The organism is Variovorax sp. OV700, from assembly GCF_900099805.1.
In the GTDB taxonomy this organism is placed as follows: domain Bacteria; phylum Pseudomonadota; class Gammaproteobacteria; order Burkholderiales; family Burkholderiaceae_C; genus Variovorax.
Map to the genome: position 1 here is coordinate 199900 of NZ_FNDR01000004.1, position 14964 is coordinate 214863.

17 protein-coding genes are annotated in these 14964 nt (G+C 67.3%); 11 read left to right on the forward strand and 6 right to left on the reverse strand.

The features are described from left to right. Nucleotides 1-20 precede the first annotated feature (20 nt). Genes BLR24_RS10835 through BLR24_RS10850 form a run of 4 tightly spaced genes read left to right on the forward strand, consistent with a single transcriptional unit; the run spans nt 21 to nt 4103 of the window. On the forward strand, nt 21-785 hold the full coding sequence (locus BLR24_RS10835) for an SDR family NAD(P)-dependent oxidoreductase (RefSeq protein ID WP_093016659.1): 765 nt from the start codon (nt 21-23) through the stop codon (nt 783-785). 30 nt (nt 786-815) lie between these two features. Then, a complete protein-coding gene (locus tag BLR24_RS10840; protein WP_093016661.1) occupies nt 816-1805 on the forward strand; it encodes a Bug family tripartite tricarboxylate transporter substrate binding protein in 990 nt (329 codons plus the stop codon). A 7-nt stretch (nt 1806-1812) separates the two neighbouring features. After that, nucleotides 1813-3570: an acyl-CoA dehydrogenase family protein gene (locus BLR24_RS10845; protein ID WP_093016663.1), complete on the forward strand. Its 1758-nt coding sequence runs from the start codon at nt 1813-1815 to the stop codon at nt 3568-3570. A 41-nt stretch (nt 3571-3611) separates the two neighbouring features. After that, nucleotides 3612-4103 (forward strand): MarR family winged helix-turn-helix transcriptional regulator, encoded by a 492-nt coding sequence (locus BLR24_RS10850; RefSeq protein WP_093016665.1) that lies wholly within the window; start codon nt 3612-3614, stop codon nt 4101-4103. A gap of 15 nt (nt 4104-4118) precedes the next feature. Here BLR24_RS10850 and BLR24_RS10855 read toward each other — a convergent pair whose 3' ends face one another. Continuing rightward, the gene (locus BLR24_RS10855) at nt 4119-4781 is read right to left on the reverse strand and encodes a TetR/AcrR family transcriptional regulator (protein ID WP_093016667.1); all 663 of its coding nucleotides are present in this window, start codon (nt 4779-4781) and stop codon (nt 4119-4121) included. A gap of 127 nt (nt 4782-4908) precedes the next feature. Here BLR24_RS10855 and BLR24_RS10860 point away from each other — a divergent pair, with 127 nt between their 5' ends. From BLR24_RS10860 to BLR24_RS10880, 5 genes are all read left to right on the forward strand, one after another. Next, a complete protein-coding gene (locus BLR24_RS10860; protein WP_093016669.1) occupies nt 4909-5340 on the forward strand; it encodes a VOC family protein in 432 nt (143 codons plus the stop codon). A 49-nt stretch (nt 5341-5389) separates the two neighbouring features. Continuing rightward, on the forward strand, nt 5390-5917 hold the full coding sequence (locus tag BLR24_RS10865) for an SRPBCC family protein (protein ID WP_093016671.1): 528 nt from the start codon (nt 5390-5392) through the stop codon (nt 5915-5917). Between the two features lie 18 nt (nt 5918-5935). Further along, complete coding sequence (locus tag BLR24_RS10870; protein WP_093016673.1) at nt 5936-6355, forward strand: VOC family protein; 420 nt, start codon at nt 5936-5938, stop codon at nt 6353-6355. A 37-nt stretch (nt 6356-6392) separates the two neighbouring features. Further along, nucleotides 6393-7880 (forward strand): DHA2 family efflux MFS transporter permease subunit, encoded by a 1488-nt coding sequence (locus BLR24_RS10875; protein ID WP_093016675.1) that lies wholly within the window; start codon nt 6393-6395, stop codon nt 7878-7880. A 64-nt stretch (nt 7881-7944) separates the two neighbouring features. Next, on the forward strand, nt 7945-8304 hold the full coding sequence (locus tag BLR24_RS10880) for a DUF1428 domain-containing protein (protein ID WP_055802605.1): 360 nt from the start codon (nt 7945-7947) through the stop codon (nt 8302-8304). Nucleotides 8305-8315: 11 nt separating this feature from the next. Here BLR24_RS10880 and BLR24_RS10885 read toward each other — a convergent pair whose 3' ends face one another. Next, the gene (locus BLR24_RS10885) at nt 8316-9074 is read right to left on the reverse strand and encodes a sulfite exporter TauE/SafE family protein (protein ID WP_093016677.1); all 759 of its coding nucleotides are present in this window, start codon (nt 9072-9074) and stop codon (nt 8316-8318) included. A gap of 209 nt (nt 9075-9283) precedes the next feature. On the opposite strand from BLR24_RS10885, the gene BLR24_RS10890 reads away from it, so the two are divergent. Beyond that, on the forward strand, nt 9284-9760 hold the full coding sequence (locus BLR24_RS10890; protein WP_093016679.1) for a DoxX family protein: 477 nt from the start codon (nt 9284-9286) through the stop codon (nt 9758-9760). Nucleotides 9761-9766: 6 nt separating this feature from the next. On the opposite strand, the gene BLR24_RS10895 is transcribed toward BLR24_RS10890, so the two are convergent. Further along, nucleotides 9767-10510, reverse strand: coding sequence for a Crp/Fnr family transcriptional regulator (locus BLR24_RS10895; RefSeq protein WP_093016681.1), 744 nt, complete (start codon nt 10508-10510; stop codon nt 9767-9769). A gap of 29 nt (nt 10511-10539) precedes the next feature. Between BLR24_RS10895 and BLR24_RS10900 the strand changes: the two genes are divergently transcribed. Next, nucleotides 10540-12207 carry an adenylate/guanylate cyclase domain-containing protein gene (locus BLR24_RS10900; protein WP_093016683.1) on the forward strand — a complete coding sequence of 556 codons (1668 nt, stop codon included), beginning with the start codon at nt 10540-10542 and terminating at the stop codon, nt 12205-12207. 22 nt (nt 12208-12229) lie between these two features. Here BLR24_RS10900 and rtcA read toward each other — a convergent pair whose 3' ends face one another. From rtcA to BLR24_RS10915, 3 genes are all read right to left on the reverse strand, one after another. Next, nucleotides 12230-13267, reverse strand: a complete 1038-nt coding sequence (gene rtcA / locus BLR24_RS10905) for an RNA 3'-terminal phosphate cyclase (RefSeq protein ID WP_093016685.1) — start codon at nt 13265-13267, stop codon at nt 12230-12232. Nucleotides 13268-13337: 70 nt separating this feature from the next. Further along, the gene (locus BLR24_RS10910) at nt 13338-14294 is read right to left on the reverse strand and encodes a ribonuclease Z (RefSeq protein WP_093016687.1); all 957 of its coding nucleotides are present in this window, start codon (nt 14292-14294) and stop codon (nt 13338-13340) included. Continuing rightward, the gene (locus BLR24_RS10915; RefSeq protein ID WP_093016689.1) at nt 14288-14941 is read right to left on the reverse strand and encodes a zinc-ribbon domain containing protein; all 654 of its coding nucleotides are present in this window, start codon (nt 14939-14941) and stop codon (nt 14288-14290) included. Before BLR24_RS10915 ends, BLR24_RS10910 begins: the two co-directional genes overlap by 7 nt. Between the last annotated feature and the right edge of the window lie 23 nt (nt 14942-14964).

A 14964-nucleotide genomic window follows, 5' to 3' on the forward strand; every position in this document is an offset into this window, starting at 1 on the left:
CATCCAGGAGACCACACACCATGAAGATCGAAGGACAAGCCGCGCTCGTGACCGGCGGCGCATCGGGCCTGGGCGAAGCCACTGCGCGCGAACTCGCGCGGCTGGGCGCCAAGGTGGCGGTGCTTGACCGCAATGCGGAGCTCGCCGACAAGGTGGCCGCTGAAATCGGCGGCATCGCTTGCGTCTGCGACATCACCGACACAGAGAGCGTCAACGCCGCGCTCGACAAGGCCGCTGCAGCCCACGGCCCCGCGCGCATCCTCATGAACGTGGCGGGCATCGGCAGCGCGAAGCGCATCGTCGGCAAGGACGGCAATCCGGCACCGCTCGAAGACTTCGTGCGCGTGGTCAACATCAACCTGATCGGTGGCTACAACATGGCGCGGCTGTTTGCGGCGCGCTGCGCAAAGCTCGATGCGCAGGGCAGCGGCGAGAAGGGCGTGATGCTCTTCACCGCCTCGGTCGCCGCCTTCGACGGCCAGGTGGGCCAGCAGGCCTACAGCGCCTCCAAGGGCGGCCTGGTCGGCATGACGCTGCCGATGGCGCGCGACCTGGCGCAGCACGCGATTCGCGTGTGCACCGTGGCGCCCGGCCTCTTTGCCACGCCGCTTTTGATGGAGCTGCCCGAAGCCGTGCAGCAGTCGCTGGCCGCGTCGATCCCGTTTCCGCCGCGCCTGGGCAAGCCCTCGGAGTTTGCCGAGCTGGCCTGCCACGTCGTGACCAATGGGCATTTGAACGGCGAGGTGATTCGCCTCGACGGCGCCCTGCGCATGGCACCGCGCTGATTTCAGCCCCAACAACCAGGAGACAAGACCATGACCAACCGACGCCAGTTCGTGACGATGCTCAGCGGCGCAGCCGCATTCAGCGCCCTGCATCCTCTTGCGGCACTCGCCCAAGCGGTGCAGCAGGCCAAGATCTATTACGGCTTTCCGGCCGGCAGCGCGGGTGACAGCGTGGCGCGCCGCGTGGCCGAAAAACTCGGCGAAACGCCTTTCTCGAAGATCAACGCGGTGGTCGAGAACAAGCCCGGCGCAGGCGGGCGCATTGCGCTCGACACGCTCAAGACCTCGCCGGCCGATGGCTCGGTGCTGTGTCTCGCGCAGGCCTCGGCCCTGTCGACCTACCCGCACATCTATACAAAACTGAGCTACGGACTCGCCGATTTCGCGCCCATCTCCATCGGCGCCGTGATGACGCACGGCCTGGCGGTCGGCCCCATGGTGCCGGCCAGCGTGAAGACGCTGAAGGACTACATCGGCTGGGGCAAGGCCAACCCCGGCCAGGCCAGCTACGGCTCGCCGGGCGCGGGCTCCACGCCGCACTTCCTGGGGGCGCTGCTGGGCCTGAACAGCGGCACCGACCTGCGCCACGTTCCGTACCGCGGCTCGCTGCCGGCCATCAACGACGTGGTGGGCGGGCAAATCGCCTCCAGCATGACGCCCGTAGGCGATTGCCTGCCCTTCGCCAAGGCCGGCAAGCTGCGGGTGCTCGCCACCTCGGGCGCACAGCGCCCGGCCTACCTGCCCGACGTGCCCACCTTCACCGAGCAGGGCTTTCCCGAAATCGTGGCCGACGAATGGTTCGGCTTCTTCGCACCCGCCAAGACGCCTGCCAATGTGATCGCGGCGGCGAGCACGGCAATCCAGGCAGCGCTCAAGGACAAGACCGTGGCCGAGGGCCTGCTCTCAGTCGGGCTGATCGCCCACGGCTCCTCGCCCGAGGACATGAAGAAATCGCTCCAGGCCGAATACGAGCGCTGGGGTCCGCTGGTCAAGAAGATCGGCTTCACCGCCGAATCCTGATACCCCGATGGACTACCGGCCCCGCCCCGAAGACCACCGCTTCATCCTGAACGCGGTGCTCGATGCACCGTCGAAACTGCGCACGCTCGCGCCCTTCGGGGAGGTCGACGAGGCGCTGCAGGGCCAGGTGCTCGAGGAAGCGGCGCGCTTCGTGGCCGAGGCGGTGGCACCGTCGAACCGTGATGGGGACGAGATCGGCTGCCGTTTCAGCCAAGGCGAAGTCACCACGCCGCCGGGCTTTCGCGAGGTCTACCAGTCTTTTGTCGATGGCGGCTGGCCCGGCTTGTCGGCTGCGCCGGAAGACGGCGGCCAAGGCCTGCCGACCGTGCTCGAAGCCATCCTCTACGAATGGCTGAGCGCAGCCAACCACGGGTTCACCATGGCGCCTGGCCTGCTGCACGGCGCCTACGCCTGCCTCAAGCACCACGGCAGCGAAGAACTTCGCGAACGCTACCTTTCGAAGCTCGCATCAGGCGAGTGGCTCGCCACCATGTGCCTCACAGAAGCTCACGCGGGCAGCGACCTGGGTCAGGTGCGCACGCGCGCCGTGCCGCAGGCCGACGGCAGCCTGCGCGTGAGCGGCGGCAAGATCTTCATCTCCGGCGGCGAGCATGACCTGACACTGAACATCGTGCACCTGGTGCTCTGCCGCCTGCCCGATGCACCCGCGGGGCCCAAGGGCCTGTCGCTGGTGCTCGTACCCAAGGTGCTCGCCGATGGCGCGCGCAATGCGGTGCACTGCGAGCGCATCGAGGAAAAAATGGGCCTGCATGGCAGCCCGACCTGCGTCATGCGTTTCGACGAAGCCACCGGATGGCTGGTCGGCGAGCCGAGCCGCGGCCTGGCCGCGATGTTCGTGATGATGAATGCTGCGCGCCTGCACGTGGCATTGCAGGGCATCGGCCTGCTCGACGCCGCCTGCCAGAAGGCCGATGCCTACGCGACGGAACGCCGCCAGATGCGGGCGCCCGGCGCTGTGCCCGCAAGCCGCGGCAGTGAAGCCGCCGACCTGATTGCCGAACATCCGGCGGTCCGGCGCATTCTGGATACGCAGCGCGCCTGGATCGAAGGCGCACGCACGCTCGCCTACCGCAGCGCGCTGATGCTCGACGTGGCCGCGCACGACGCCGACCCCAAGGCGCGAGAACGCGCGCAGCGCTGGTGTTCGCTGGTCACGCCGGTTCTGAAGGCCGCCTGCACGCATCAGGCCTTTCATGGCGCAAGCGAATGCCTCCAGGTGTTCGGCGGCCACGGCTACGTGCGCGAATGGGGCATCGAACAGATCGTGCGCGACGCGCGCGTGACCATGATCTACGAGGGAACCAACGAGATCCAGGCCATCGACCTGCTGGTGCGCAAGGTACTGCCCGACAACGGCGCCGACATGTCGGCCGTGCTGCTCGAACTGCGCGACACGCTCGATGCCTCGCGCGAGGCCGACGCCGACGTGCAGCGCCGGCTCGCACAGCTGCGCTACCTGGGCACCACCATCGCGATGGCCGCGCATGCCAACCCGGTGCTGCCGTACGAAGTGGCCGACGACTACCTGCGCGTGGTGATGCTCACGATGATGGCCTGGGCCTGGGCGCGCATCGACGCGGCCGAGGCGTCAGAGGCCGAGCGTGCCGTCCGGGCCGGCCCGGCGGCGGCCTTCCGGCGCTGGGTGCTGCCCGAATTCGACATGCGTCTGGGCATCGTCAAGCGCGCCTGCGAAGGTGTTGCCATGTCGCACGACGCCGCAAAATCACCGGTGGCGGGCGGCTAGCCGATGCACCCGCGTGGCCCGGCGCGGTTACGCTTGGGACCATGCCTCGTCCCTCCAAGAACAGTTCCGCAAAAGCGGCGCCGCCTGCGGTTGCCAATACCAAGTCCGACCGGCTCGATGCCCGCGTGCTGGAAGCCCTGGTCGGCTACAACGCGCGCCGCGCCTGGCTGATCATCACAGGCGTGTTTGCCGAACGCATGGCGCCGTACGGCCTCAAACAGATCGATTTTTCGGTGCTCTCGCTGCTGGCGCACAACCCGGGCGCGACCTCGCGCCAGCTCTGCAACACGCTCGACATCCTGCCGCCCAACCTGGTGAGCCTGGTCGCCACGCTCGACAGCCGCGGGCTCATCGAGCGCCGGCCGCACCCACATGACGGCCGCGCGGTGGGACTGCATCTCACCGAGGCGGGCGAAAAGCTGATCCGGGAGGCCGAGCAGACGGTGACGCAACTCGAGGCCGATGCCAGCGCGCGGCTCACGGCACGCGAACGCGAAACTTTGATCCGGCTGCTGCAGAAGATCTATCTGTAGTCTTGGCCGCTCCGGCTAAAGCCCCCGCTCCACCATGTCGATCAGGCGCTGCCCCAGCGCATGGGTGGCTTCTGCGTCCATGTCTTTCAGCGGCCCTTCGATGATCAGCAGCGCCAGTCCGTGCACGGCCGACCAGGCCAGGTATTCGGCGTTCGGGCGCCGCGAAGCGTCGAATGCGCCCGCATCGACGAGCCGGTCGATCGCGCTGCTCAACAATTGGAACGGGTCCATGCCGCTCGCACCCGCGCGCCCCGGTCCCACCTCGCCTTGGGCGTCTTCCGACGACACGAGAAAAGCCGTTTTGAACAACCCCGGCTCGGCCTGCGCAAAACGCAGGTAGGCGGTGCCAATGGCCCGCACCCGCGCCCGCGCGAAGTCGGCGGGTGGCTGGTCGCAGGGCAGCACCGCCAGTTCTTTTTCCATCGCCGTGGCCGCCGCGGACAGCGCTGCGGCGCGCACCGCCAGCAGCAACTCGCGCCGGCTCGCGAAATGGCGGTATGCCGCGTTGGGCACCACGCCCGCGCGCCGCGTCACCTCGCGCAGCGCCACCGCATCGGGGCCGCCATCGCGAGCCAGTTCGATGCCCGCATCGAGCAGCGCGCGGCGCAGGTCGCCGTGGCGGTACGTGCTGCGGGCGGCGGGCACGCCGGGGTCTGGCTGAACGATCCGGGGGCTCATCAGGTATCTCCATGTGGACAGTGTCCATTATGTCTGCTATTCTTTGTGGACGGTGTACACAAACTAGTAATTCCGTATGCGCGCAGGTCCCTGCGCATCCTTTCATCCTCAGTTCAAAGGATCCGCCATGAAAGTCCAGTCTTATCTGTCATTCGAAGGCCGCTGTGACGAAGCGATCGCGTTCTACAAGGAGGCGCTGGGCGCCGAAGTCGTGCAGCTCATGCGCTACAGCGATGCACCCGAAATGCCAGCGGGCGACGCCGAGGCAGGTTGCGCCGGCGGCGCGCCCGCCGCCGACAAGGTGATGCACTCCGTCCTGCGCATCGGCGAAACCGAGCTGTTGGCTTCCGACGGACGGTGTTCCGGCCAGCCGGAGTTCAAGGGCATCATGCTTGCCCTCACCGCTGCCACGGACGCCGAGGCGCGCCAATGGTTCGATGCGCTGGCCGACGGAGGCCAGGTGATGCAGCCGCTGATGCCGACCTTCTTCAGCTCCAGCTTCGGCATGCTCACCGACCGCTTCGGCATCGGCTGGCTGCTGGTGGTGCACGCCGGCTAGTAATCCAACTAGCGCGCGGGTCCGCCCCGCCCGCCCCAGGAATACCTTCATGCTCAAGAAAATTGCCGTCGTCGTCCTCGCGCTGGCCGCGATCGTGCTCATCTACGCCGCCACCCGGCCCGGCACCTTCCGCGTCGAACGCACGGCGCGCATTGCGGCGCCGGCCGAGAAGATCTTTCCGCTGATCAACGACTTTCACCGCTGGGGCGAATGGTCGCCCTACGAGAAGCTGGACCCGGGCATGAAGCGCACCTTCGGCGGCGCACCCGCAGGCAAGGGTGCGACCTACGCGTGGGAAGGCAACGACAAGGCGGGAGCGGGCCGGATGGAAATCCTCGAGTCGGCGCCCTCTTCGAAGATCGCGATCAGGCTCGACTTCACCAAGCCCTTCGAAGCCCGCAACATGGCCGAGTTCAGGCTGCAGCCTCAGGACGGCGCGACACAGGTCACCTGGGCCATGCACGGCCCGAGCCCTTACATCGCAAAGCTCATGGGCATCTTCTTCAACATGGACCAGATGATCGGCAAGGACTTCGAAACCGGCCTTGCCAACCTCAAGACGGCCTCCGAAAAGTAACCACTGAAAGGAAACACCATGTCTCCCATCCACGCTTACCTCACCTTCGACGGCAACGCAGCCGAAGCCATGCGCTTCTACGAGAAGACGCTCGGCGGCACCATGCAGATGATGATGACCATCGGCGAAGCGCCCGATACCGAGCAGATGCCGGCCGACGTCAAGAAGCGCATCATGCATGCGTCCCTTGCCTACGGCGACGGCATGCTCATGGCCTCCGACACCATGCCCGGCCAGACCTACGAAGGCATGAAGGGCTTCGGCGTTGCGCTGACCCTGGAGACCGTCGCCGAAGCGCGCCGCGTGTTCGACGCCTTCGCCGAGGGTGGCACCGTCTCCATGCCCTTCGAGAAAACCTTCTGGGTCGAGGGCTTCGGCATGGTGACCGACCGCTTCGGTACGCCGTGGCTCATCAACGGCGGCAAGCCGCTGGTCTGAATCCGCCTCACTCGCAATTTGCAGGGAATCACTCTTCATGACCGACACACTCGACAACAACCGGAAGCGCTGGCTCGCATTGATGGTGCTGTGCCTCGGCGTGCTGATGATCGTGCTCGACACCACAATCGTGAACGTGGCGCTGCCTTCGATCCGCACCGACCTGGGCTTTACCGAGACCTCGCTGGTCTGGGTGGTGAACGCCTACATGCTGACCTTCGGCGGCTTCCTGCTGCTGGGCGGACGGCTCGGCGACCTGTACGGCCACCGCAGGCTCTTCCTCATCGGCCTCGTGCTCTTCACGCTCGCGTCGCTGGCCTGCGGCATTGCCAACTCGCAAGGCGTGCTGATTGCGGCGCGCGCGGTGCAGGGGCTGGGCGGCGCGGTGGTCTCGGCCGTCTCGCTCTCGCTGATCATGAATCTGTTCACCGAACCGGCCGACCGCGCGAAGGCGATGGGCGTGTACGGCTTCGTTTGCGCAGGCGGCGGCAGCATTGGCGTGCTGCTGGGCGGGCTGCTCACGAGCTCGCTGAGCTGGCACTGGATCTTCCTGGTGAACCTGCCGATCGGCGTGGCGGTGTATGCACTGTGCGTGGCGCTGCTGCCCAACGCGCGTGGCCAGGCCCAGGGCGAGAAGCTCGACGTGGCCGGCGCCGTCACCGTCACGCTGTCGCTCATGCTCGCGGTCTACGGCGTGGTCAACGGCAATGAAGCCGGCTGGGGCTCCACGCAAACGCTGGGCCTGCTCGGCGCCGCCGTGGTGCTGCTCGCGATCTTCATCACCATCGAGGCGCGCGTGCAGCATCCGCTGATGCCGCTGGGCCTCTTTCGCCTGCGCAGCGTGTCGGTCGCCAACGTGGTGGGCGTGCTGTGGGCGGCGGCAATGTTCGCGTGGTTCTTCATTTCCGCGCTCTACATGCAGCTGGTGCTGAACTACACGCCGATGCAGATCGGCCTCGCCTTCCTGCCGGCCAACGTCATCATGGCGGTGTTCTCGCTCGGCCTCTCGGCCAGGCTCGTGATGCGCTTCGGCATCCGCAAGCCGCTCGCGGCCGGACTCTGGCTCGCGGCCATCGGCCTCGCGCTCTTCGCACGCGCACCCGTCAACGGCAGCTTTGTGATCGACGTGCTGCCCGGGATGATGCTGCTCGGCCTGGGTGCCGGCATGGCGTTCAACCCGGTGCTGCTCGCGGCCATGAGCGAGGTCGACCCGGCCGACTCGGGCCTCGCCTCGGGCGTGGTCAACACCGCCTTCATGATGGGCGGCGCACTCGGCCTCGCCGTGCTGGCCAGTGCCGCCGCGGCGCGCACCAGCTCGATGCAGGCAGCCGGGGCGCAGTTGCCTCTTGCGCTCACGGGCGGCTACAACCTTGCGTTTCTTGTCGGCGCCGTGTTCGCGGCGCTGGCGGGTTTGATCGGGGCCTTGCTGCTTCGCACTGCCCCACCGGGGTCCACCCAGAACGACAAGAACAACGAGGGGGCCGCGGCATCCGCAGGCACGGAAAACCGTGCGGCGGCATCCTGAAGGTTTGCCTGGCCGGCAGCCGCTTTTCTTTTTCTTCCTTCCGTTTCTTTCAAGGAGACTTCCAATGGCTCGTTATGTTGATGGCTTTCTCGTTCCCGTTCCCTCGAACAACATCGAGGCCTACCGCAAGCTGGCACGCAAGGCCGGCAAGATCTGGATGGAATACGGCGCGCTCGAATACGTGGAGTGCATTGCCGACGACGTGAAGCCCGGCAAGCTAACCTCGTTTCCGCAAGCCGTGAAGCAGAAGACCGACGAAACGGTGGCGTTCTCGTGGATCGTCTACAAGTCGCGCAAGCACCGCGATGCAGTCAATGCCAAGGTCATGGCCGACCCGCGCATTGCCGCGATGGACCCGAAGACCATGCCCTTCGATGCGAAGCGGATGATGTTCGGCGGCTTCAAGTCGATCGTCGAGTTCTGATCCCGCCGGCCTCAGGCCAGGAAGCCGTCGTAGACGAGCTTCAGGCCCGTGAGCAGCATGCCCAGGTACACGAAGCGATAGAACCACGTCGCATTGATGCGCCGGGCAATGCGGATACCAATCCAAACGCCGAGCGGGGCCAGCGGCATCAGCACCGCCGACGTGGCGAACGTGCGCAGGTCGAGGAGGCCGAGCCATGCGTAGGGAATCCATTTGCTCAGGTTCACCACGAAGAAGAAATACGCCATCGTGGCAGTGAACACCACCGGATTGAGCCGCAGTGGAATCACGTAGGCGTTGACCGGCGGCCCGCCGGCGTGGGCGATGAAGCTCGTGAAGCCCGACACCGCCGTGAGCGCCGCGCCCACCGCGCGCGAAGGCAGCGGATCGTCGGGCTTGGGCGGAAACACCAGCCGCTGAGCGAGAAACAGCAAGGTGAACACGCCGACGATGCCCGCCACGGTGTGGGCCGAGAGCGTGCGAAAGAGCAGCGTGCCGATCACCGTGCCGAGCAGCCCGAACGGAATCAAAAACTTGAGCAGCGCACGGTCGAAATCGCGCCGGAAGGCAGCGATCCCCAGCAGGTCCATCAACAGCAGCAGCGGCATCAGAATGGCCGCCGCCTGCGGCACCGTGACCGCCAGCGCCATCAGCGGCACCGCCAGCGAACCGAAGCCGGCGCCGAAACCGCTCTTGCTGATGCCGAGCAGCAGCACGGCGGGAATGGCGACCGCATAAAAATGCGGATCGGTGATGAGGGGAAAGACCATGGAGAAAGAGGCGACGCAGGCAGAAAAAAGCCCGCTGGATCCGTGGGCGGGCCATTCGAGCGTAGCAGGAAGGCGTGGGCTTTGCAGGCGTGCCAGGCGGTTGCCGAAAACTGTGCGTAAACGCACATACCGGCTCGCGGGGTCTCCGCACACTGGAACCGCAACCGTCGTACTCCCGCGGCGACCCCTCCACTTTCCAAGGATCCGCCATGAACAACCAGGCCGTAGCCGCCCACTCCGCGCGTGCGCCGATCGCACCTGCACAGGCTTCCTCCCTCTCCCCCGCCACGCTGGACGACTCCGGCAAGCTGCTGCTGCGCGTGGCCATCGGCGTGCTCGTGCTGCTGCACGGCATCTTCAAGATCTCGGCCGGCGTGGGCTTCGTGAGCGCCATGCTGGTCAAGGCCGGCCTGCCGGGCGGGCTTGCCTACCTGGTGTACGTGGGCGAAATCGTCGCGCCGCTGCTCATGATCGCCGGCTTCTGGACCCGCGCCGCCGCCGGCGTGGTCGTCATCAACATGCTCGCGGCCTTCGGCCTCGTGCACATGGCCGACCTGTTCGCAATGACCAAGCAAGGCGGCTGGGCGCTCGAACTGCAGGGCCTGTACCTGTTCGGCGCGCTCACCGTGGTGCTGCTGGGCGCGGGCCGCTTCAGCCTCGGCGGTCTTCGCGGCCGCTGGAACTGACCCGGCTCAGCCGGCGTCGCCTCTGACCTGCGAGACCATGCGCTCGAGGCGGGCGGCGTCGGCCACCAACAGGGCCTTGCCGTCCTTGCGCAACACGCCGCTGCGCACCAGCACATTGAGCTCGCGAGTCACCTGCTCGCGGTTGGTGCTGATCTGACTGGCAAGGGCCGCGTGCTTCGGCGCCGGCTCCAGCCGCGCCTGATTGCCCTCCACGCCGGTCGCGCGCGCAAGGCGCAGCAGTTCGGCATGCAGCCGGTTCTGTACGCCGAGCGTGCTCAGGTCGATCACGCGTTCGGAAAGCTGCCGCACCAGCGATGCCAGCCGCCGCATCACGCGCTCGGCCACCACGGGCTCCTCGCGCAGCAGGGCCATGAAGGCGGCCCGGTCCAGGCTGGCGAGCACGCTGGGTTCCAGCGTGACCACGTCGGCCGAACGCGGCCCGCCGTCGATGGCGGCAATGTCGCCAAAGTGTTCGCCGGCCTCCGAATCCCTGAAAGTGACCTGCCGCCCGTTGGCCGAATAGGTGGTCACCCGCACCCGGCCCGAGACCAGCAGGAACACGTCGCCCTGCTGCTCGGCGCGCAACAGCAGCGGCGCGCCAGACTCCACGCTGTGCCACAGGCACTGCTGCGCCAGCAGGTCCAGGCGCTGGTCGGAGAGGCCTTCGAGCAGCGCGATGCGACGCAGCGCGAGGCTGGAACGAGGGATGGTGGGAGATGGGGCCATGCGGGTCGGTAAGAGCGCGCGCATTATGCTCGGGTGCCGCTTCGAACCCGTTCATGGACAGACGTTCCCCCCACGCCCCATTTCTGCTGAGACCGCCGACACGGCGCAATCTCCGCTGGGTGAGCGGGCTGGTGCTGATGGGCTATGTCACGGCGCACTTGCTGAACCATTCGCTGGGGATCTTCTCCTTTGCGGCAGCCGAAACCGTGCTGCGCGGCGTGCAGAAGTTCTGGCACAGCCTGCCCGGCACGCTGCTGCTGTACGGCGCGGCATTCACGCACCTCGCACTGGCCGTGGTCGCCCTGTGGGAACGGCGGACCCTGCGCATGCCGCCGCTCGAGGGCCTGCGCGTGCTGCTGGGTTTTGCGTTGCCGCTGCTGCTGGCCACGCACCTGACGGCCATGCGCGGCGCTTATCTCGCCTATGGCATCGAGGGCTCCTACGTTCGTGTTGTCTGGGGGCTGTGGAACCTGCCGGGCGCAAGCGCGCAGTTCGCCTTGATGCTCGCGGCCTGGAGCCACGGCTGCCTGGGGGTGCACTTCGCACTGCGGGCGCGGCCCGGCTACCGCCGCTTTTCCTATCTGCTGCTTGCTTTTGCGGTCGTGTTGCCGCTCACGGCAGCGATGGGCTTCGTCTCGATGGGGCGCGAGTTCCAGTGGACCGGCGTGCCGCCGGCCGTGTTGCCGACGCCCGAACAAGGCAAGGCACTCAAGGCGGCCGAGGGTTACATCAAGTGGTTCTACGGCTTGGCGCTGCTCGCCTTGCTGGCGGCCCGCTGGGGACGCAACGGGTTCGCGCGCTGGTCTCGCCAGCCGTCCATTGCCCTGCGCTACCCCGACCGTACGGTGCATGTGCCGCGCGGCTGGAGCGTGCTGGAAGCGAGCCGCTCGCACGGCATAGCGCACCTGTCGGTTTGCGGCGGGCGGGCGCGATGCTCGACCTGCCGCGTGCGCGTGCTCGGCCCAGCGGAACACACGGGCGCGCCGGGCCGCGACGAGCAGCGAACGCTCGAGCGGGTGCGTGCACCGGGCGACGTGCGGCTGGCCTGCCAGCTGCGCCCGCGAGGCGATATCGAGGTCACGCCGCTGTTCGCGCCACCACCCCACGGAGGGCGCCCGGCACCGGTCAGCAGCTTCGGCCGCGAGCGCGACGTGGCCATCCTGTTCGTGGACCTGCGGCGCTGGTCGGGGTTGTCGGAGCGGCAATGGCCGTTCGATCTGGCCTATGTGCTCGACCGCTACTTCGCCACCGTGGGTGCGGCCGTGCGCGAAAGCGGCGGCGTGCCGAACCAGTTCATCGGCGACAGCGTGATGGCCATCTTCGGCCTTGAGACCGACCTACCCACCGCATGCCGCCAGGCGCTGCACGCCACCGAACTCATCGGCCAGCGCATGGATGCGTGGAGCGAAAGCTTCGAAGCCCAGTTCGGGCAACGCCTCGAATTCGGTATGGGCCTGCATGCCGGCCGCGCGGCGGTGGGCGAAGTGGGTTACCTGGACACCACCACCTTCACCGCCATCGGCGAAGTGGTCAACACCGCGAGCCGGCTCCAGGACCACGCCAAGGCGGCCTCGTCGCGACTGGTGGTCTCCCTGTTCGCAGCGCAGCAGGCCGGCCTCCCGCACACGATGGCGCAAGTCGACACGCTGGCCGTGCGCGGCCGCTCGGAACCGCTGGCGGTGATCTGCCGCCAGCCTGGACCGCCGCGACCTTCCTCGTGAGCAAGGCGGGCGGCGTCGTCGCTCAGGCTGGCCGGGCCGTGATGGAGGCCGCGCCTGGCGCTTTCGAGATGTCGTAGCGCACGGGCAGAAAGCGCTCGATCACCGCGCAGTTGGTGCGCGTGTGCTCCGTCACTTCGCTGCACGTGAAAGTGCCCGCGCTGCCGCTTTGCCATGCGGCCAGGCCCAGCAGCAACGCCAGCTGGTCGGCAAGATGCGGTCCGACCGCGCCTTGGCTTTTCTGGAACTCGCGCATCTCTTTCACCAGCGCATACGCGACCTGCTCGGCGCTCAGTGTCTTCTCGCCAAAGGCGGTGAACACTTCGGTCACATGTTCGTAGGCCAGCGTGGCGAGCAGTGCATTTCCGGGCCCCTCGTTCTGCCGCGCCGTGCCCACCCGCAATTGATCGCCAGACCAGCCCATGGCCTTGCTCAGGGTTTCCAACTCGCGCGCTGCCACGTGCCGCGCCAGCCCCGGGGCCAAGCACTCCGCATGGCCCGACAGCAACGCGCCGCGCGCGATGAGATCGAAAGGCTGCAGCCCACCCACGGCGGGCGCGATCGTCGCTTCCACCTCGCCGCCGCCGGCGGGGTAGAAACCACAGCGGCGCAGCGTCAGTTGCAGGTCCGCGCCTAAGCGACGCACCAGCGGCGCGAAGGCACGCTCCAGAAAATGAAAAGGCGGCGCCATCGGGTTGTGCGTGCCGCCGTGCAGGTGCACGTGGCTCGGCGCGCCGGCCAGCAGCAACGGCGGCAACACCGTTTGCAGCACCAGCATGCAGCTGCCCGCGCTGGCAATCGTGAAGCGGTACTCGCCCGCGCGCACCGGCCCGGGCACGAAGCGCAGCGATTGCGACCCGAGCTCGGCGCCTTCGACTTGTGCGCCGCTGATTTCGGCCGCGGCGTTGACGCACGCGAGGTGCTGGCGCATCAATCCCGGCTTGGCGCGGCCCGCGCGAATGTTGTCGATGGCGATCGGCTGGCCCGTTGCCACCGACAGGGCCAGGCTGGTGCGCAGGATCTGGCCGCCGCCTTCGCCCTGGGAGCCGTCGAGTTCGATCATGCGCGGCCTTCTTCTTTGTAGTTGCTCATAAAAATTCTTCTTCCTGCCGCCCGATTCTTCGTTCATCGAATCAAGCGCGGGTGACGGTCACTTTGCCGGCACCGTCGAGTTCAAAAACATCCAGATCGTTGGCCAGGAATGCGTTGCCACGGTAGTGGGCCTGGGTCTCCGCCATCAGCGCCGCCATGCCCTCTGCGTTCTGGTGGCGCGGGCTCAGGTGCGTGAGAACCAGGTTGGGCACTTGAGCCGACTGCGCAAACTCGGCCAGCAGGCGCGCCGAACTGTGCATGGGCCCCGGCCCGACCTTGTCGAGCACTTCTTGCGTGTAGGTGGCCTCGTGCACCAGCAGCTGCGCCCCTTGGCAGGCGGCGTGCAGCAACGCGGGCTCGGCGTTGTCGCCCCCCAGCACGGCGCTGGCCGTGTCGATCTGCGTCTCCACAAAATCGGCGCTGAGCAGCACCCCTGCGTTGAAAGGCACGTCCTCGCCGTTTTGCAGCGCGCGCCATGCCGGCCCCGGCGGCAGTCCAACGGCGCGCAGGGCGTCGGCCTTCAGCCGCACGCGCCGGGTTTCCACCCGCACGCGGTAGGCGTGGCTGGGCACGCGGTGCCGCAGCACGTGGCGCTCGATGCTGACGCCCGGTGCTTCGTACACGAGCGCCTGCGTTTCGATGTCCACATGCTCGACCTCGTAAGGCAGGTGCAGGTCGGTCAAGCGGCGCGTGGCCTCGAACCACTCCCACACCGGCAATGGGGCGATCAGCTTCAGAGGCTTGCTGCGCTTGCCCATGCCGGCGCTTGCAAGCAGGCCCGGCAGGCCATAGCAATGGTCGCCGTGCACATGCGTGATGCAGACGGCGGCCATATCGTGCAGGGACAGCGGAGTTTGCTGCAGCCGATGCTGCGTGCCTTCGCCGCAGTCGACGAGAAACCAGTCGGCGCTGAGCACCGTCTGCACCGCAAGGCCTGAAACATTGCGCTGGCGTGTGGGAGTGCCCGAGGACGTCCCCAGGAAGGTGAGTTTCAACATTCCGGATCGACCTCCGCCTTGCGCGCCAGGGCTTTTGCCGCGGCCTTTGACGCTTCGTATTCCCAGCTTCCGTAGCTGCTTCCACGATCTGCCGCGAACGCCTGCAGCCGTTCGATCTGCTCGGGTCCGCCCCACTGGCCCATGACTTCGATCGCGACCACGCGCAGGCTGCGCCACTTGCTCTGCAAGGCGGTCTCCACCTGCGCCAGGGACTCGTCCGTCGGCTTCTTCGTGGCCAGTGCGCGCAGCCGGGCCACCTCGTCGCCCAGCAGGTTGGCTCCCTCGTTTCGAAGCGCTGCATCACGCAGAGCGCGCCGCGCCTGCCGGCATGCACGGCACCGAACGGCCTGGCTATACACCGAGCCTTGCACTACCTCGTGCCACCACTTCTGCTGCTTGGCCGTCCACACCTCTTGTGCGCCGCAATCGCGGCAGGTGTAGGCCTGATCGAGATAGAAATCGGGCACCTCGCCGAAGGTGGTGTTGTAGTGCGCGAGCAGTGACTTGTCGGCCATGGCCATGCCCGGCACGAGGCCGCCCGCCGACAGCTGACGGGCGTCTTGCGTGCGCAGCTTCGCCTTGAGGTCGGCGGCGCGTTCGAGGCGACGGGCCTTGATTTCGGCGCGCCGCTGCTTGTTGCTTTTCATGATCGAAGGCTCGCCATGGCGAG